The organism is Pseudomonas cavernicola, from assembly GCF_003596405.1.
GTDB classification, from domain to species: Bacteria; Pseudomonadota; Gammaproteobacteria; order Pseudomonadales; family Pseudomonadaceae; genus Aquipseudomonas; species Aquipseudomonas cavernicola.
This window is the reverse complement of record NZ_QYUR01000008.1, coordinates 854,711-873,022: the sequence shown is the minus strand read 5'-3', so window position 1 is coordinate 873,022 and position 18,312 is coordinate 854,711. Positions and strand designations below refer to the sequence as shown.

General features: G+C 59.6%; 18 protein-coding genes and 1 pseudogene. 8 read left to right on the top strand and 11 right to left on the bottom strand.

Annotation, left to right across the window (positions count from 1 at the left end):
* Positions 1–80: 80 nt before the first annotated feature.
* The 4 genes and pseudogenes from D3879_RS25835 to D3879_RS27985 all read right to left on the bottom strand — a co-directional run.
* Complete coding sequence (locus D3879_RS25835; protein ID WP_119956999.1) at positions 81–611, bottom strand: AAA family ATPase; 531 nt, start codon at positions 609–611, stop codon at positions 81–83.
* Positions 608–1,174 (bottom strand): nicotinamide riboside transporter PnuC, encoded by a 567-nt coding sequence (gene pnuC / locus D3879_RS25830; RefSeq protein WP_119956998.1) that lies wholly within the window; start codon positions 1,172–1,174, stop codon positions 608–610. The genes D3879_RS25835 and pnuC overlap by 4 nt, the downstream gene beginning before the upstream one ends.
* A gap of 172 nt (positions 1,175–1,346) precedes the next feature.
* The gene (locus tag D3879_RS25825; RefSeq protein WP_119956997.1) at positions 1,347–1,961 is read right to left on the bottom strand and encodes a hypothetical protein; all 615 of its coding nucleotides are present in this window, start codon (positions 1,959–1,961) and stop codon (positions 1,347–1,349) included.
* A 320-nt stretch (positions 1,962–2,281) separates the two neighbouring features.
* Positions 2,282–2,644 (bottom strand): annotated as a pseudogene (locus D3879_RS27985) (cache domain-containing protein); the annotation flags it as partial.
* Positions 2,645–2,931: 287 nt separating this feature from the next.
* On the opposite strand from D3879_RS27985, the gene D3879_RS25815 reads away from it, so the two are divergent.
* From D3879_RS25815 to D3879_RS25790, 6 genes are all read left to right on the top strand, one after another.
* Complete coding sequence (locus D3879_RS25815) at positions 2,932–3,762, top strand: undecaprenyl-diphosphate phosphatase (RefSeq protein WP_119956996.1); 831 nt, start codon at positions 2,932–2,934, stop codon at positions 3,760–3,762.
* A 142-nt stretch (positions 3,763–3,904) separates the two neighbouring features.
* The gene (locus D3879_RS25810) at positions 3,905–4,735 is read left to right on the top strand and encodes a helix-turn-helix domain-containing protein (RefSeq protein WP_119956995.1); all 831 of its coding nucleotides are present in this window, start codon (positions 3,905–3,907) and stop codon (positions 4,733–4,735) included.
* Positions 4,736–4,895: 160 nt separating this feature from the next.
* The gene (locus tag D3879_RS25805) at positions 4,896–6,302 is read left to right on the top strand and encodes an NAD(P)/FAD-dependent oxidoreductase (RefSeq protein ID WP_119956994.1); all 1,407 of its coding nucleotides are present in this window, start codon (positions 4,896–4,898) and stop codon (positions 6,300–6,302) included.
* Positions 6,303–6,353: 51 nt separating this feature from the next.
* Complete coding sequence (locus tag D3879_RS25800) at positions 6,354–6,695, top strand: cupin domain-containing protein (RefSeq protein ID WP_119956993.1); 342 nt, start codon at positions 6,354–6,356, stop codon at positions 6,693–6,695.
* 79 nt (positions 6,696–6,774) lie between these two features.
* Entirely contained in the window at positions 6,775–7,851 is a 1,077-nt protein-coding gene (locus D3879_RS25795) for a polyamine ABC transporter substrate-binding protein (RefSeq protein ID WP_119956992.1), read from the top strand.
* Positions 7,852–7,977: 126 nt separating this feature from the next.
* Positions 7,978–8,694 carry a DUF1294 domain-containing protein gene (locus tag D3879_RS25790; protein WP_119956991.1) on the top strand — a complete coding sequence of 239 codons (717 nt, stop codon included), beginning with the start codon at positions 7,978–7,980 and terminating at the stop codon, positions 8,692–8,694.
* 149 nt (positions 8,695–8,843) lie between these two features.
* Here the strand turns inward: D3879_RS25790 and D3879_RS25785 are convergent, their stop codons facing one another.
* Complete coding sequence (locus D3879_RS25785; protein ID WP_119957095.1) at positions 8,844–9,197, bottom strand: MmcQ/YjbR family DNA-binding protein; 354 nt, start codon at positions 9,195–9,197, stop codon at positions 8,844–8,846.
* A gap of 29 nt (positions 9,198–9,226) precedes the next feature.
* Complete coding sequence (locus tag D3879_RS25780) at positions 9,227–10,135, bottom strand: LysR substrate-binding domain-containing protein (protein ID WP_119956990.1); 909 nt, start codon at positions 10,133–10,135, stop codon at positions 9,227–9,229.
* Positions 10,136–10,259: 124 nt separating this feature from the next.
* Between D3879_RS25780 and D3879_RS25775 the strand changes: the two genes are divergently transcribed.
* Positions 10,260–10,874, top strand: a complete 615-nt coding sequence (locus tag D3879_RS25775) for an FMN-dependent NADH-azoreductase (protein ID WP_119956989.1) — start codon at positions 10,260–10,262, stop codon at positions 10,872–10,874.
* Between the two features lie 61 nt (positions 10,875–10,935).
* Here the strand turns inward: D3879_RS25775 and D3879_RS25770 are convergent, their stop codons facing one another.
* From D3879_RS25770 to D3879_RS25750, 5 genes are all read right to left on the bottom strand, one after another.
* Complete coding sequence (locus D3879_RS25770; RefSeq protein WP_119956988.1) at positions 10,936–11,937, bottom strand: 5-bromo-4-chloroindolyl phosphate hydrolysis family protein; 1,002 nt, start codon at positions 11,935–11,937, stop codon at positions 10,936–10,938.
* A gap of 13 nt (positions 11,938–11,950) precedes the next feature.
* On the bottom strand, positions 11,951–13,054 hold the full coding sequence (locus D3879_RS25765; protein WP_119956987.1) for a toxic anion resistance protein: 1,104 nt from the start codon (positions 13,052–13,054) through the stop codon (positions 11,951–11,953).
* A gap of 232 nt (positions 13,055–13,286) precedes the next feature.
* Positions 13,287–14,471, bottom strand: a complete 1,185-nt coding sequence (locus D3879_RS25760; RefSeq protein WP_119956986.1) for an MFS transporter — start codon at positions 14,469–14,471, stop codon at positions 13,287–13,289.
* Between the two features lie 303 nt (positions 14,472–14,774).
* A complete protein-coding gene (locus D3879_RS25755; RefSeq protein ID WP_119956985.1) occupies positions 14,775–16,364 on the bottom strand; it encodes an ABC-F family ATPase in 1,590 nt (529 codons plus the stop codon).
* Between the two features lie 242 nt (positions 16,365–16,606).
* Positions 16,607–16,885, bottom strand: a complete 279-nt coding sequence (locus tag D3879_RS25750) for a peptidylprolyl isomerase (RefSeq protein WP_119956984.1) — start codon at positions 16,883–16,885, stop codon at positions 16,607–16,609.
* Between the two features lie 154 nt (positions 16,886–17,039).
* Here D3879_RS25750 and D3879_RS25745 point away from each other — a divergent pair, with 154 nt between their 5' ends.
* On the top strand, positions 17,040–18,245 hold the full coding sequence (locus tag D3879_RS25745; RefSeq protein WP_177412491.1) for a PilT/PilU family type 4a pilus ATPase: 1,206 nt from the start codon (positions 17,040–17,042) through the stop codon (positions 18,243–18,245).
* Positions 18,246–18,312 lie beyond the last annotated feature (67 nt).

Sequence of the window (18,312 nt, the reverse complement as noted above, 5' to 3'; positions counted from 1 at the left end):
TTCATTTCGCAGGGTATCCGTGATTGGCTGTTTAGCTATAGGACGCGCTAAGAACGAAGCTTGTGGCTTGGGCCGCGCTATTACTGACTTAACTGGAACCAGGCCGCCACGGACTCAAGGGCTTGCTGGCGTCGTTGCTGCCAGTCGCCAGTTAAATTGCGGTAGGGCTGCTGGTGACGCTCCAGCCATTCGCAGCAGTCACGATGAAATTGCACGCGCTGTTGCAGCTGTGGTTGGCAGCGCTGGCCATCGTCGACCCAGGGCACGCCCGTGGGGTCGAGGAGCAGGTGCAGGTCGTAGTGCCGTGCGAGCAACTCTTGTTCGAGCCAGTCCGGGCAGTCGCCAAACAGCTCGCGACTCCAGAGCAGGTTGCTTAGCAGGTGGGTATCCAAAATTAGCAGGGCAGGGCGTTCGGCCCGTGCGGCGTCTTCCCAGGCTAGCTGGCCTTGAGCGATGGCCGGGATATCCGCGTAACAGGTATCGCGCCCTTCGCGCTCGATAAAGTAGCGGACGTATTCGCCTACCACTTGGCCGCCGAAAGTGGCCTGGATTTCATTGGCCAACCAGCTTTTACCGCTGGATTCTGGGCCGGTCAGCACCAAGACTTTCATGCGTTAACCAGCGCCGGATCGCGCCGCCAGTCACGCCAGCCCTGTATTGCGAGCAGGGTGAACAGGGCGTACAGCGCAGCAGTCAGATAGAGCGCTTTGGAGATGAACAAGCCGACGAAGAGCACGTCCAGTGCAATCCACAGCGGCCAGCACTCCACGCGCTTCTGCGCCATCCAGACCTGGGCGACCAGGCTGAAGGCCGTCAGCGCTGCATCCATCCACGGTGCGGCGGCATCGGTGTAACTGGCCATCAAATAACCCAGGCCAAGGCTGCCGACGCTGCCAATGAGCAGGCTGAGCAATAGGCCGCCGCGACTCAGGCGGCTGACCAGGCGACCATGCTGTTGCCGACCGCCGCGCGTCCATTGCCACCAGCCGTAGAGTTGCAGGACGGCGTAGACGACTTGCAGCAGCATGTCGGAATACAGCTTCACCTCGAAGAAGATCCAGCTATACAGCAGCACCATCAGTAAGCCGATCGGCCAGCACCAGGGGTTTTGTTTGACGGTGAGCCAGACGGCGATGACGCCAAGCGCGGCGGCGAAGAGTTCCAGGGGAGACATTAACGGCCCTCGGCAGTGGGCGTTGAGCCCGCTCACAGATAAAACGAGAGACGATTGTAACGACTTCAGGCGTTGGCGGCTTTACGCGACGAGGGCGCGGAGTTCTTGCCTGGTAGCTGAACCCGCCGAACTGCGTTTCAACGCGGCAGGCTGAAGCGAAGCAGCTTGAAAACTAGCAAACCAGACTGTCGGCCTGGCGATAGAGCATCAGCAGCTTACGCGTGATGGTCTGCTGGATATCGTCGCGCTCGAAAGAGGAGAGGCGCGTGAGTTTGTTTACCTGCAGGCGGTGCAGGTGGATGTAGGGCATCTGCTGGTCGAACTCACGTAGATCGCCCTTCATCATGATGGGCAGGAAGACATCGCCGATCTTCTTCTGGTTGCTGATGATCTGCGCCAAAGCTTGCTTGAACGGCATGGTCTTGGGCGCTGGGCCACCTTCTTTGATCTGCGTGGTCAGCAACAGCCCGGGTTTACCCAGGACCACGCCCGGCAACACGCACAGCCCGGTCTTGCGCACGGCGCTGGCCTCGATGCCGTGCAGGGTATCGTGAAAGGCATAAGCATTGGGCAGCACCACCATCTTGCGGCCTCGATCGCTGGGGAAGTGCAGGGTGTAGTTGGTATACAGCTGGCGTACTGAATCCGAGTACACACAAAGACGGTTCTCGAACAGTCGAATGAAACGCTCGGCCAGCTCGCGGCGGGCCATGCTGTCCAGATCCCAGACCAGATCCTGATTCTGCGGCTGTTTGAGATCGACTTCCTGGTGTTCCATGTCGCTCATGTGTCCCTCATACGCGAAATTGCCCTAACAAGCGGTTCAACCGTTCGGCCAACTGGTTCAGGTGCTGGCTAGCGCCGCTGGACTGTGCCGCGGCCAGCACATTCCAGCGCATTGTTGTGGGCAAGACTAGCCGACTGGGTAACATTCTGGTTGATATCTTCCACCACGTGCGACTGTTGTAGCGTGGCACCGGCGATCGAGGCATTCAAGCCCGTCAGGTTACGCAGTGACTGCCCGATCAGGCTCAAGCTCGCGCCGGCTTGGCGAGCTTGCTCGACCGTCAGCTGAGACGCGCGACTGCTCTCGTTGATCACCTTTACCTTCAGGGTGGAGAGATCCTGGCCTTCCAGCTTGGGATTGCTCGGATGCATGATCGTCTTCGGCGCCAGATCATTGATCCAAAAATAATCATCGTGGCCGTAGCGCAGGCCGCGAATCAGTTCCATTACCTGCTTCTGCGCCTGTTCACGGCTCAACGTGCCGGCGCTTTCCAAGCCTTGGTAATGCTTGAGGATGCCCGCGACGCTTTCCACCACATGCCGGGCTTTCTGCACTTTGCCGGCGTACAGGTCCGCATGAATCTGCCGCAGCATCAGCACACCGAGGCTGACCAGCATCAGGACGGCGACGGCGAGGATCAGCCACAGCCGGCGGCTGATGGGCGGGTTGCGTAGGCTATTCATGGTCAGGCACTGCTGGTTCTTATTGTTTTGCTGTCAGCGTCAGCGCTGATGCTGGGCTACCAAGAAAGCATTCTGAGTTGGGCAACGCTATTGGCCTTACATAGGCAGCAGCGCTTATTCAGGATGTCTGTTAGCATTTCGGCACCAAAGCGGCAAACCTAAGCGCCCGCGGGTTTGTCGTTCCGCTTTGGAGCCTAATTTGTTGTTCGCGAGTCTCAGACTCGCCGCGCCGCACGACTATCAAATACTTGATTCGCGATGCCTGGCATCGCACTACGGGGGATTGCATGGATCTTTGGAACGCCGCGCAGGCGTTGATTCTGGGTATCGTTGAGGGGCTGACCGAGTTCTTGCCGATTTCCAGTACCGGTCACCAGATCATCGTCGCGGATTTACTGAATTTCGGTGGCGAAAGGGCGATGGCCTTCAACATCATTATCCAGCTCGGCGCGATCCTGGCGGTGGTGTGGGAATACCGGCGTAAGATTCTCGACGTGGTGATCGGCCTGCCAAAAGAGCCGCAGGCGCAGCGCTTTACCAGCAACCTGCTGATTGCCTTCTTTCCAGCAGTCATCCTTGGTGTGGCTTTCGCCGATTTGATCCACAAGTACCTGTTCAACCCGATCACCGTGGCGAGCGCGTTGGTGGTCGGTGGTGTGGTCATGCTTTGGGCCGAGCGCCGCCAGCATCAAGTGCGCGCCGAAAGTGTCGATCAGATGACCTGGAAGGACGCGCTCAAGGTGGGCTGCGCTCAATGCCTGGCGATGATTCCCGGCACGTCGCGTTCCGGCGCAACCATCATCGGCGGCTTGCTGTTTGGCCTGTCGCGCAAAGCGGCCACCGAGTTCTCCTTCTTTCTGGCGATGCCGACAATGGTCGGTGCGGCGGTCTATTCAGGCTACAAGTACCGTGATTTGTTCCAGCAGAGTGATCTGCCGGTCTTCGCCGTTGGTTTTATCACCTCCTTCATATTTGCCATGTTGGCGGTGCGTGCGTTGCTGAAATTCATTGGTAACCACAGTTATGCGGCGTTTGCCTGGTATCGCATTGGCTTTGGTCTGTTGATTCTGGCGACCTGGGAGATGGGTCTGATCGACTGGAACACGGCACAACATTAATCTGCTGGACGCGGTCGGCGGATAGATAAAGGTGTGGTTGTGTTTGGCTAATGCCCAGTTGGCTCACGACTCGGGCTGAGATTTGAGAAGCGGTGTCGCCATGGACGGTGCGCCTCGGCGTAATCCGTCTAGCGAGACCAGTATGTCGCCCACCGAGCGTTACGACAGCCCAGAGCAAACCGCCATTACCGGCGAAACCGTACTGCGCTACCACTATTGCTGGAAGCGCCGGGATCTCGACGGGGTGATGGCGCTCTATCACCCGGATATCGAATACAACGACTTCTTCCAAAACCGCGTGATGCACCTGGCTGAGTTGCGCGACTACGTGCGCGCTACCATGCCGCGTGACCCGGAAGAGGCGCTGGAACATAGCGACCGGATTCGGTTAGATGGGGACACGGCCTTTATCCAATACCGGATCACCTTGCGTGGCGGCGAAGGGCTGGTGTCGTTCCGGGCCAGTGAGGCGCTGACCGTGCGCGATGGCCTGATCTGGCGGGTCAATGAATACGCCTCGCTGGTGCACGAAAGCCGTGAGCCGAGCTCCGCAGCCGACAGTCGTCCGGCGATCAGTCGCCTGGGTCTGTCGGCGCGGCAGCTGAGTTTCCTGGCGCAAGACCTGCAGCAGTATTTCGAGCGCGATCAACCGTATCTCGATCCAGAGCTGAATCTGCAACAAGTGGCGACCAACAGTGGTTACAGCCGCAACCAGATTTCCTATCTGCTCAATCAGGTGCTCGGGCAGAGCTTCTACCGCTATGTGAACCAGGCTCGCCTAGAGCATCTGTTGGCCGCGCTGGAAACGGCCCCGCAGCCGGTACGGATCGACGAACTGGCCTTCGCTGCGGGTTTCAACTCCCTGTCCGCCTTCTATAGCTGCTTCCGCCAGCACACCGGGCTGACGCCCAAAGCCTACTTAAAGCTGAGTGCCGATCAGCAAATTTCTTTGCGGGCACGCGCGCAACTGTAGGAGCGGATTTATCCGCGAACCAGAGCGACTCGGTGTAGCCCCGTCGCGAATAAATTCGCTCCTACACTCCGCAAATTTCTTTGCGGGCACGCGCGCAAGACAAGCCCTGAGCTGAGCCACTAGTCTCTTTCGGAATACAGTCCAACACTGGAGTTTCCGAATGACCGCCTGGCGTGACATCAGCCTGTGGATGGATCAGCTTGACGATGAACTGACCGCGCGCCCGGCACTGGACGGCGCGCTGGAGGCTGACGTCGCGATCATCGGCGCAGGCTATACCGGGCTTTGGACCGCGTACTACCTCAAGCGTCAGGCGCCGCAATTACGTATCGCGATTGTCGAGGCCGAGACCGCCGGCTTTGGCGCCTCCGGGCGCAATGGTGGCTGGCTGATGGGCAACATCCTCGGCGAGGATCGCCTGCTTGCCGGCTTGCCAGCAGAGCAGCGGCGCGCTGCCTACGACCTGCTGCACGGCATTCCCGACGAAGTGGCGGTGGTACTCGAGCGTGAAGGCATCGAGTGTGACTACCGCAAAGCAGGGGTGCTGTACTGCGCCGCGCGCTACCCGGAACAGGAAGCCAGCCTGCGTCAGCAACTCGAGCACCTCTATGGCCAGGGGCTGGACGAAGCGGACTATCGATGGCTGAGCCCCGTTGAACTGAGCCAGCAACTGCGTATCGCCAACCCTTTCGGGGCGATCCACACCCCGCACTGCGCGACCATCCAGCCAGCCAAACTGGTTCGTGGCCTGGCGCGCACCGTCGAGCGAATGGGCGTGCAGCTGTTCGAAAAAAGTCGCGTAACCGACTGGCAACCCGGGCTGATTCGTACCGCGTGCGGCGAAGTTCGTGCCCGCTGGGTGGTGCCGGCGGTGGAGGGTTATTCGGTCACCTTGCCGCCCTTGGGGCATTACCAACTACCGGTGCAGAGCCTGTTGGTCGCGACCGCGCCCTTGCCGGCCGCCACTTGGGCCGAGATCGGTCTGGATCGCGGGCAGGCCTTTAGCGAAAGTAGCCGTCAGGTCACCTACGGCCAGCGCAGCGCAGATGATCGCTTGGTGTTCGGCGCCCGCGGCGGCTATCAGTTCGGCGGCAAACTGCGCCATGACTTCAACCTCACAGAGGACGAAGTTGGCCTGCGCCGCTACCTGTTCGGCGAACTCTTCCCGCAGTTAAAAGAAGTCGAAATCACCCACTCCTGGGGCGGCAATCTGGGCATGTCGCGGCATTTCCACCCACACATGCTCTGCGACCGCAAAAACGGCATCGCGCTGTCCGGTGGTTATGGCGGTGAAGGTGTGGGCGCCAGCAACCTCGGTGGCCGGACCCTGGCGGACTTGATTCTGGCCCAGGACAGCGTACTCACCCGCCAGCCGTGGGTGGTCAAGGACGACACCATTCAATCCCTGAAACCCTGGGAACCAGAGCCCTGCCGCTGGCTCGGCTACAACGCCATCATTCGTAGCTTCGTGCATGAGGATCAGGTGCTCGCCAACCCTCACAGCCCCGTTTGGAGACGCAAGCTCGCCACCCGTCTGGCGGACTTCATGGAAGGTTTAATGCGCTAGAACCTCGCTAGTTACTGGCTAGCGAACGATCAACAAAAAGGTACTCGAACCATGAGCATCACCCACTTTAAAAACACCGCCAGCGTGGCCCTTGCCGACTCAGCTCCGGTAGCCGTGCCCTTGAGCGAGCCTGTCGCCATTGCCTCGACAACCAGCGTGGAAAGACCCGATGGCGTCGAGACCGGCATCTGGGAATGCACGCCGGGGCGCTGGCGCAGGCAAATCGTGCAGCAGGAGTTTTGCCACTTTATCCAGGGGCGCTGCACCTTCACCCCTGACGGCGGCGAACCCCTGCAAATCCAGGCCGGCGATGCGTTGATGCTGCCGGCCAACAGCACCGGCACCTGGGATATTCAGGAAACGGTGCGCAAGACCTATGTGCTGATTTTCTGAAGTCCACTGCAAGAGCCTCTTTGAACAACCGCTGCCCCACAAATCCTTAGCCACAACAAAATCAAAGTAAGGAATAAACATGCGCAAGCTGATAGCCCCGCTGATGCTGATGGCCTCTATGACTCAGGCCGCAGAAACCGTGAAAATCTTTAACTGGTCCAGCTATATCGCGCCGGACACCCTGAAGAACTTTCAGAACGAAACGGGCATCCAGACGACTTACGACGTCTATGACAGCAATGAAACGCTCGACGGAAAGCTGATGACCGGCAACTCCGGGTATGACGTGGTCGGGCCCTCCAACCACTTCATGGCCAGGCAGATTCAGGGCGGTGCCTTGAAGAAGCTGGACAAGAGCCAGTTGCCGAACTGGAAAAACCTCAATCCTGTCTTGCTCAAGGCACTCGAGGCAAACGACCCCGGCAACCAATATGGCTTCCCGTATCTGTGGGGCAGCACAGGCATTGGTTACAACGTGGCCAAGATCAAGGAGGTCCTGGGCGCGGATGCGGTCATCGACTCCTGGGACATCCTGTTCAAACCCGAGAACATGGAGAAACTCAGCAAGTGCGGCGTGGCCATTTTGGACAATGGCCCTGAGGTCTTTCCCATCACCCTGAATTACATGGGGCTTCCGCACCACAGCCAGAACCCGGATGACTACAAAAAGGCCGAGGCGGTACTGCTGAAAATCAGGCCCTATGTGCGTTATTTCCATTCCTCGAAATACACCTCGGACCTCGCGAACGGCGAAGTCTGCATGGTGGTCGGGTTCTCCGGCGATGTTTTCCAGGCCGCCGAGCGTGCCAAGGAGGCTAATAACGGCATCCAGATCGGCTATTCCGTGCCCAAGGAAGGCGCTCCCATGTGGTTCGACATGATGGCCATGCCGGTCGATGCGCCGGATGAAAAAGCCGGTTATGCGTTCATGAACTACCTGCTGCGCCCGGAGGTGATGGCCAACATCAGCAACCATGTGCAATACGCCAATGGCAATGAGCAGGCAGACAGCTTGGTGAACCCGGGGATCAAGGCCGACACCAAGATCTATCCCACTGCTGAGGTGCAGAGGAAGCTATTCGCGCTCGAGGCGATGCCGATGAAAATCGACCGTGTCCGCACTCGTCTGTGGAATACGATCAAGTCCGGTAACTGAGTCGATTGCCCAGTGCCAGATTTCTCGCTGGCGCTGGGCGCTCATTATCAGTTGGCAAAGGCGGGCGAAGGCTTCGCCGGTCTTGTAACCTAGCCGGCCAACGACGGCTAGGTAAGCTCGAAGACCATGGAAGCACGCGGCTCGATCAAAAGCTGGAACGATGATAAGGGCTTTGGCTTCATCACGCCCGAACAGGGCGGTGCACAGGTGTTTGTACACATCTCGGCAATGCGTGGAGATCGTCGGCCACTGCCGGGTGATCGAGTGTTTTTCATTGCCCGCAAGGATGACCAGGGACGCCTGCGCGCCGAGCACATGCGCCTGGATGGCCCTCTGACCCTCGACTCACCAACTATCCGTAGCAAACCCAAACCCGCTAAAGAGGCTGCCAGGCCTCGCCAGCAAACCACGCGCCCAGTTCGTGAACCTTCTTCAGGGTTGCCGCAAAACCTCGGTTTCAAAGCACTGCTGTTTGCCGGCCTCTGCCTGTTGCCACTGCTCGGTTCGATCCAGCTGCTGGCAAACGCCTTCATCTGGCCGCTCTGCGCTTATGGGCTGGCCAGCCTCGTTACCTTCTGCCTATATGCGCATGACAAACAGAGTGCTGAGAAGGGCCGCTGGCGCACACCGGAAAGTACCCTGCATATTGCCGAGCTGATCGGTGGCTGGCCCGGTGCACTGGTGGCTCAGCAGGTGTATCGCCACAAAACCCGTAAAGCTTCCTATCAGGCGGTGTTCTGGGGGATTGTGCTGCTGCACCAGGTGTTTTGGGGGGATTGGTTGCTGTTCAAAAGTGCTTATCTGGGGCCGTTGATACAACCCTGGATGGGGCTGCTCAGGTAGTGGCCCGCTGAGCTCATATCCAGCGGCTAGTGCAGCCCGGACCAGCGAGCTCTGCTCGCTATGCTTCTGTGCCATGCCCGATCGCGAGTAGAAACTCGCTCCTACTAGGCCGCCTTGGCCTGTGCCGTGTTCGCCAGAGTTCGGGTCGATCAGTCCAAGTCGACCAGTAAGCCAACCTGACGAATCTTCGGCAGTTTGCGGACCACCAGCTGGTGGGAGCGGGTCAGCAAGTCTTTCAGCTCCGCATCGCTCAACGGGTAGGGCGCCGTCATGCTGATCCAGTGCGCGCGAGCGAGGTAAGGCGCCGGGCGAATACCTGGGCGGTCGACATAGCCGAGGAACAGTTCGCTATCCACTTTGAACGCCAAGCCATCACCGAGAAAATCTAGGATCGCGATCATCTTATTGCCGGCGATGGAAAACACCCGGTTGCTGCCCCACTTGAGGTCTTCGCGGACGCCGGGCAGTTGCAGCAGGAAGGTGGCGATGGCGGTGGGGGGCATGCTTGGCTCCAAATCGATAAACAGGTTGCTCATACCGGTTGAGCCCAGTCGTTTTTGAAGGCCTCGGTCAGATGTTCGATCCAGGCGCGTACCGCTGGCGACATGCCGCGCCGATGCGGATAGACCGCCTGTAAATAGCCACCGGGTAGTGTCCAGTCGGGCAGTAGACGCAGCAGGCGGCCATCCGCCAACTCCTGCTGGCAATATAACCATGGCAGCAAGGTCATGCCCAAACCCGCCAATGCTGCGGTTTTACGCACAACGAAATCATCAATGCCCAGGCGCGGCTCCAGAGCGATATCGCGCTTGCTGCCATCGGCGCTGAGTAGACGGAAATGCACCTTGCGGTCGGCTTCCGGTGCGCCGAGCACTGGCAGGCCGGCAAGGTCGCTGGGGTCGTTAATCTGCCAGCTTTCAAGCAAGGCTGGCGCCGCGACCAGAGCCATCTGTGCCGGACGCAGTTTGCGCGCGATCAGCGTCGGGTCTTCATCGCCTTCATCGCGCACGCGCAGCGCCACATCGATACCTTCGCCGAGTACATCGACCCGCCGATTGAGTAGCAACATATCCAGTTGCACCTTCGGGTAGGCGCCGAGAAAGTCAGTGATGATCTGCGGCAAGTAGGATTGCGCCAGCGCCACTGGGCAGGACACCCGCAGGCGCCCGCGCGGTTCGCTGGAAAGCGTGGCGACGGCTTCATTGGCCATCTCGGCCTCCAGCAACATCGCCTGGCAATGGCGGTAGTAACGCTCACCGATATCGGTCAGCGACAATTTGCGGGTGCTGCGCTGCAGCAGGCGCGCACCCAGGCGGTTTTCCAGTTCGGCGATGCGCCGTGACAGCCGCGACTTGGGAATGCCCAACAGCCGTCCGGCCGCCGCAAAGCCACCGGCTTCCACCACTTTGGCGAAATAGAACAGATCGTTAAGGTCTTGCATGGCTTTTATCGTCCTATGAGTGGGACGAACTATCACATTTTCACTGACTAATACGCTATTGGTTTCATTGATAGGCTTTGTCCAACTTGATCGCCAACCAGCGATTCCTACTCAGGAGAACGCCATGAAACTTTTGCATATTGATTCCAGCATCCTCGGCGACGCATCCGCTTCGCGCCAACTCAGCCAGAGCGTGGTGACAGCTTGGCAGGCAGCAGAGCCGGCGGCCAAGGTCAGCTACCGTGACCTGGCTGGTGATGCCCTGAGTCACTTGTCGTCTGCCAGCCTGGTGGCTGCGGGTACTCCAACTGAGCTGCGGGATGCCGCGCAGAAACACGAAGCCGAACTGGCTGAGTCGACCCTGCAGGAGTTCCTGGATGCCGATGCCATCGTGATCGGCGCACCGATGTACAACTTCACCGTGCCGACCCAGTTGAAAGCCTGGATCGACCGCATCGCGGTAGCCGGCAAGACCTTCACCTACACCGAGAACGGCCCCAAGGGCCTGGCCGGCGGTAAAAAGGTGGTGATCGTTTCCACCTCCGGCGGTCTGCATGCCGGCCAGCCGACTGGCGTGGCTCATGAAGATTACCTGCTGGTCGTGCTCGGTTTCCTCGGCATCACCGACATTGAAATCGTCCGCGCCCATGGCCTCGCCTACGGTGAAGAGCCGCGCGCCAATGCACTGGCGGGGGCACAGCAGCAGATCGCTGAGCGCTTCGCTACCCTCGCGGCTTGATCGACGCCTAAAACACGGATCCCCGCATTGCGGGGATTCGTGTTTTCACTGTTTACCAGGGTCAGCCGAGCTTACCGGTGCTCTGCTGGGCAAGGTCGTCTTTGAGCAATTTGAGTTCGATGTTCAGGTCGTTCAGATCGCTCGACACCAGTTGGTTGTGGACTTGCTCGAAGTGCACGACCAGCGTTTGCAGAGAGACTTCGATTTCTTGCAGGTGCTGGGCTTTCTGCGCCGAGCTCTCGGTCAAGAGCTGGGCTTTGTCGAAGTAGCCTACCAGCCTGCTGGCGGTGGGTAGGTGATAGGCCATGAAACGCTGCAACTGCCCAAGCCTGCCCGGCTCCTGTTCAATCAGCGCGCTGATAGCGGTGCAATGTCGCAGCAGGGCCTCGCATTCGTCGCCTATGTGGGGGCTGTTCAGCGCCTCGCTAAGCTGGCGCAGGTTGTTCACTTCTCGGCGGAACACCTGGACCAGATCATTGCCCGCTTCCTTGGCGGCTGTCTCAGTCGCGCTTTTCCCCCAGCTTATCTTGTGCCAAGCAGCCCACAGCTTGCTGAATCCCCCGGAGCTGTGGGTCTGATTGGTCTTCACCCAGTCCAATAGCTCTGGAGATGGGGCGTAGATACGACGCATCAGCTCCTGAGCCCTGGGGGTTGCCGTATTCAGGTAGGCCAGCAGCGACCAGCCCAGGCTGCCAAGTACGCTCAGGTTGAGCAGCCATTGGCCTTCGCCCGAGTGATAACTTTCGATCACCATCGCGACCACGAACAGGAACAGACCGGGGTACAGCGGGCGGGTGGCGTAGTAATGGCGGAAGTGCAGGTTTGCCGCGAAAAAAGCGCTGAACACCGGCAGCATGAGCCACAGCAGGGACGCCGTGAGTAGCATGCCGGTGGACAGATTCGCCTTGGTGGCGGCCGCAGCCGGGCTCAGCAGCCTATTCAGGAGCACGCCGGCGAAGGCGCCGCTACCTATGCAACAGCTGGTCGCTACAGCACCCTTGAGCCAGACCCACAGGGTGCGCAGGAAGGGTAGCCCGTGGGCCGGTTTCGAGGTATCGGACATCGGCCTGTTCTCCTCAGCCTTGCAGAGCCCGATCACTCAGCGTCTTGCGCAGTTCGCTTTCCATCTGTTCCAGTTCGTTTTCCGCGGTGACCCGGTCCTGGCGGCCTTGCCTCTGGATTGCCACTACGTCCTGCACGGTACGCAGTAGCAGGTCGTTGGCCTTGCGCAGCGCGGCGACATCGATGACGCCTTTCTGGCTGGCTTTCTCGATGGCGATGGCACTGGTATGCAATTGTTCGGCGTTCTTCACCAACAGTTCATTGGTGACGTCCACCACCTGTTGTTGCAGCTCGTAGGCTTTTTCCTGACGGTGCAGGGCCAGGGCGGTAACGAACTGGGCCTTCCAGGTAGGAATGGCGGTATGGATGGCGGTGTGAATCTTGTCCATTAGCACGGCGTCGCCGTTCTGCACGGTGCGAATCTGTGGCAGGCGCTGAATGGCGGCCATGCGCGCGAGCTTGAGGTCGTGAACCTTGCGCTCCAGGCGGTCAAGGTTCTGCTGGAGATCCTGAATTTTCTGTTGCAGCAGCGGCAGCTCGCTTTCGTTGGTGCCGGCCAGCTGGCTCTGCAGTTTCGGTAGCTCTTCCTGACGGAAGCGCGCGCCGAAGCCATCGCCGGCGCTGATATAGGTGTCCAGGCGCTTAATGAAGTCGACGCCGTTGCCATGCGCCTGATCGAGCAGGGCGATGTCCCGGCGCATGCTTTCCCGCGCGACTTCCAGCTTCAGGGCCACCTGGTCGATCTGCGAGCCCACATCATCGAAGTCACGCAGAAAGCGATCGATCTGTGCCTGCGCAGAGCCGAACAGGCGGGCAAAGAAACCTTTCTTTTCCAGGCTGCCAGGGTCCAGCCGCTGGATGCGGGTGGTCAGATTTAGCAGCAGTTCGCCGGCTTCTCCGGAGTCCTTGACGCGGACTTGCGCGAGGATGCGGCTGGAGAAGGCGCCCAGTTCACGAGTCACCTCATCGCCAAAGGCTAGAACCGCATTGGCCGAGTCCAGGTTGATGTTGTTTTGGATCTGCGCGACCAGAGCTGGATCGACCGTGCTTGTGGCTGCTGGTGCCTGGGCAGAATTGAGGTCGATCAGGTCAGTGGAGGTGGATGCAGAAATGGACATTGTTTTCTCCCTGAATGAGACATTCCCAGTAGTTGGTCCGAGTTGGCGTCCGCTGCCGAGCCACGCGCTCGGTAAACCCTTTGTGGCCTAAGCATAGTCTTGAACTCAGGGTTTCCAGAAAGGCCGGCAACCCAGAAACAAAAACGCCCTGCAACCCGGGGCGTTTTTGTTTGCTGAATGCTGAGCCGCATGCTTCTTCGGCGCGGCTGCTGGAGGCAGGCAGTCGCTGAAACTAATGCTTGGCGCGGGCCAGCCACAGGCTGAGCAGCACCCCAGCCAGCGCCAACAGCGCGGCGCTGAAGAAGATCGACGGATAGCCATAGCCCAAGGCCACGGCGCCCATCAGCGGCCCGGCCATGCCCAGCGCCAGGTCAAAGAACAATCCATAAGCGCTCAGGCCTGCCCCGCGACTAGTGGCCGGGATACGCTCGATTGCTTCGACGCCAAGGGCCGGGTACACCAGCGACAGGCCGAAGCCAGCCAGTGTCGCGCCGAGCAGCGCGAAAGTGGGCGAGGGCGCCAACCACAGCAGCAACAGGCCGACGGTTTCGATAACCATGCAGCTGATGGCCACGTTGAAGCCGCCGTGGTGCTTGATGGCGTTGATGAACAGCAGGCGCGCGGCGATGAAAGCGATGCCAAAGGCGGTCAGGCAGTAGGCCGCGCCACTCCAGCCGCGGCTGCTGTAGTAGAGGGTGACGAAGGTGGTCAGGGTGCCATAGCCGATCGAGGCCAGGGCCAAGCCGGTGCCATAGGGCAGCATGTGCCACAGCACCGAGCGAAAGGGCAGGCGTTCGCCGGCCAGTACTGGCACCGAAGGCTTGCGCCGGATGAACAGCAAACCCAGTGCGGCCAGCAGCATCAAGGCGCTGCCCATGCTCCACAGCCCCAGGCTGTCGACCATCAACACCCCCAGCGGTGCGCCAATGGCGATACCACCGTAAGCGGCGATGCCGTTCCAGGAGATCACCCGCGCGGTATGTTCACCGCCGACCTGACCGATGCCCCAACTGATGACGCTGACCCCGACTACGCCCTGGGTCACGCCGAGCAATACGCGCGCCGCGAGCAAAATAATCAGGCTGAGCAGTGGCAGGCTCTGCAGCGAGGTTGCCAGCAGGGTCAGCAGGCCGCTGGCGACTATGCCGGCTAAGCCGTAGACGGTGGCCTTCTTGGTGCCGAGACTGTCGGCGATGCGTCCGGCCGTGGGGCGGCTGAGCAGGGTAGAGAGATACTGCACGCCGATGGTCAGCCCGGCGATGACAGTGCCGAAGCCGAGTTGCTCGTGCACGTAGCCAGGCACCACGGCGATGGGGATGCCGATGCAGAGAAAGCCCAGGAAGGTGAAAGAAACGATGGAAACGATCTGGCGGGTGATCGCCGTCGAGCTTGGAGTGGCACTGTCTTCGGCAGGCATTTGGGTTCTTCGCAGGCGCGCATACAGAGGTGCAATCATCGCTGCTGCTTGAAATTAAAGAAAGCTAGCTAACGATTTGTTTCGCCGGTCAGGTTGGTGCCGAGCCGAAGGCGATGCCCAACAACCGGCCTGCAAGGCCAGGCTTCCGTGCGCGAGTCTGGGCATAGGGAGTCGCGGAGCGACTCCTTGTTGGGCATCACTGCGCTCAGCGCAAACCTACGATGTTGCCTCTTGCTTGCGAGTTACCCTAAACAAAACGCCCCGTCGAAACGGGGCGTTTTTAGTGACGCGTTACAGCCGTAATCAGACCACAACGCCCTGGCTACGCAGGTAGTCGTCGTAGGTGCCGCTGAAGTCCACCACACCGCTGGCGGACAGCTCGATAATGCGCGTGGCCAGGGAGGATACGAACTCACGGTCATGGCTGACGAAGATCAGCGTGCCCGGATAGTTCTCCAGCGCCAGGTTGAGTGCTTCGATGGACTCCATGTCCAAGTGGTTGGTCGGTTCGTCCATGATCAGTACGTTGGGCTTTTGCAGGATCAGCTTGCCGAACAGCATGCGGCCCTGCTCACCACCGGAAATGACTTTGACCGATTTCAGGATCTCGTCGTTGGAAAACAGCATACGGCCGAGGGTGCCGCGTACCACTTGCTCGCCGCCCTGAGTCCAACGACCCATCCAGTCGAACAGGTTGCTCTCGTCGGCGAAGTCGTCGGCGTGATCCTGGGCGTAGTAACCCAGCTCGGCGCTTTCAGTCCATTTCACCGAACCTGCGTCTGGGCTCAGTTCGCCGACCAAGGTGCGCAGCAGGGTGGTTTTACCAATGCCGTTCGGGCCGATGATGGCCAGGCGCTCGCCGGCTTCCACGGTGAAGCTGAAGCCTTTGAACAACGGCTTGCCGTCGAAGCCTTTGGCCATGTTTTCCACATGCACGGCCTGGCGATGCAGCTTTTTGGTTTGTTCGAAGCGGATAAACGGGCTGACGCGGCTGGACGGTTTGACCTCGGCCAGCTGGATCTTGTCGATCTGCTTGGCGCGCGAAGTCGCCTGCTTGGCTTTCGAGGCGTTGGCCGAGAAGCGGCTGACGAAGGTCTGCAGCTCGGCGATCTGGGCTTTCTTCTTGGCGTTATCGGACAGCAACTGCTCGCGCGACTGAGTGGCGGCGGTCATGTACTCGTCGTAGTTGCCCGGGAACAGGCGCAGCTCGCCGTAATCCAGGTCAGCCATGTGGGTGCACACGCTGTTGAGGAAGTGCCGATCGTGGGAAATGATAATCATGGTGCTGTTACGCGCCGTCAGGATGTTTTCCAGCCAGCGGATGGTGTTGATGTCCAGGTGGTTGGTCGGTTCATCCAGCAGCAGCACTTCCGGGTCGGAGAACAGCGCCTGGGCCAGCAGCACGCGCAGCTTCCAACCTGGCGAGACTTCGCTCATCGGGCCGAAATGCTGGCTCAGCGGAATGCCCAGGCCGAGCAGCAGCTCGCCCGCACGGGATTCAGCGGTGTAGCCGTCCATTTCGGCGAATTCGGTTTCCAGCTCGGCTACGGCCATGCCGTCGTCTTCGCTCATTTCCGGCAGCGAATAGATGCGGTCGCGCTCGGCTTTGACCTTCCACAGCTCTTCGTGGCCCATGATCACGGTATCGATCACGCTGAATTCTTCGTAGGCGAACTGATCCTGGCGCAATTTACCCAGGCGCACGTTCGGTTCCAGCATCACCTGGCCGCCGGAGGACTCCAGATCGCCACCGAGGATCTTCATAAAGGTCGACTTGCCGCAGCCATTAGCCCCGATCAGGCCGTAACGGTTGCCGTTGCCGAACTTGACGGAAACGTTCTCAAACAGGGGTTTAGCCCCGAATTGCATAGTGATATTGGCGGTGGAGATCACGAATCTGGTCCAGGAAGCGAGCGCACGCAGCGCGAAAGGGTCGCGATTGTAGCGGGTTAGGGCGCTGAAGGGCAGTTCTGGAGATAGACGGATTGGGTGGCGCTTTTGCAGCGACTGTTGAAAACGTAGCGAGCGAAGGCTAGGCCAGGCGAAATCAGGTGAGAAAGCGGAGTGTACAAGTCGTACATGAGCATTTTGAACCTGATTTCAACGCCGCATAGTCGAGCGCAGTAGTTTTCAGGTCACTCGCGATAAAACACCTGCACCAGGTGATAGCCGAACTGGCTTTTCACTGGGCCGTGCACTTCACGCAGGGGCTTTTTGAAGATCACCTGATCAATCGCCCGGACCATCTGCCCTGGGCGCACTTCACCGAGATCGCCACCGCGTTTGCCCGAGGGGCAGGTTGAGTACTTTTTCGCCAATACATCGAAGGCCTCGCCATTAGCGATGCGTTTTTTCAGCTCGGCGGCTTCGGCTTCGGTTTTGACCAGAATGTGGCGAGCCATTGCTTTGGCCATGATCGATTTCTCATCTGAACGGATGCTGCATTGTGCCAGGATTGCTCTGCATTTATCGTGCAGCAGCCGCTGCTCATAAGCCTGACCAAGACACGCCGGATGCCGGCGCAGAGTGGCCTAACTAATAACGACAATGCCTTGCGGACGAGTACCCATGGACCTCAATCCAATGCTGAAAATCCTGGCCACCCAGGATGGTTCTGACCTCTATCTGTCCACCGGGGCGCCACCCTGTGCAAAATTCAACGGTGTACTCAAACCTCTTAGCAGCGAGCCGCTGAAAGCTGGCGAAGTCGCGGCCATTGCCGACTCGATCATGGACTCGGCGCAGAAGATCGAGTTCGAGCGTGAACTGGAGATGAACCTGGCCATCTCGCTGGCGAGCATCGGGCGTTTTCGCATCAACATCTTCAAGCAGCGCAATGAAGTGTCCATCGTCGCGCGCAATATCAAGATGGAAATCCCCAAGTTCGAAGACCTCAAATTGCCGGAGGTGCTGCTCAAAACGGTAATGGAAAAGCGCGGGCTGGTGCTCTTCGTCGGTGGCACCGGCTCGGGCAAATCCACCTCCTTGGCGGCGTTGATCGACTACCGCAACCGCAATAGTGGCGGGCATATCATCACCATCGAAGACCCGGTCGAGTACGTGCACCGGCACAAGAAGTCGATCATCAACCAGCGTGAAGTCGGCGTGGACACCCGCAGCTTCCATGCCGCACTGAAAAACACCCTGCGTCAGGCGCCGGATGTGATCCTGATCGGCGAGATCCGCGACCGCGAGACCATGGAACACGCCCTGGCTTTCGCCGACACCGGCCACCTGGCGATCTCGACGCTGCACGCCAACAACGCCAACCAGGCGCTGGACCGCATCATCAACTTCTTCCCGGAAGAACGCCGGCCACAGTTGTTGAACGACCTGGGCAACAACCTCAAGGCCTTCGTCTCCCAGCGCTTGGTAAAAACCAGCGACGGCAAGCGCCGTGCGGCGGTGGAAGTGTTGCTTGGCACGCCGACCATCCGTGACCTGATCAAACGCAGCGAGTTTGGCGATATCAAGGAAATCATGGAGAAATCCAAGAACCTGGGGATGCAGACCTTCGACCAGGCGCTGATCGATCTGGTCCACGAAGGCGTCATCGACGAAGAAGAAGCGGTGAAAAACGCCGACTCGGCGAACAACGTGCGGCTCAAGCTCAAGCTCTACCGCGAGGAACCAGTGGCCCCGGCCCCCGTCGCCGTGCCAGCCGCTGCCGCACCAGCCAAGGTCGCCGATGTCGGCGATTGGAGCCTGGAACTGAAACTCGAAGAGCTGGAAGAACACGCTCCACCGGAAGACCCGGGCCGGCCTGGGATTTGAGCGTAGGTGTAGCCCGGATCGGCGCAACGCTATTCGGGCTTGGCAGCAGCCTTTTGCCTCGAGGCTG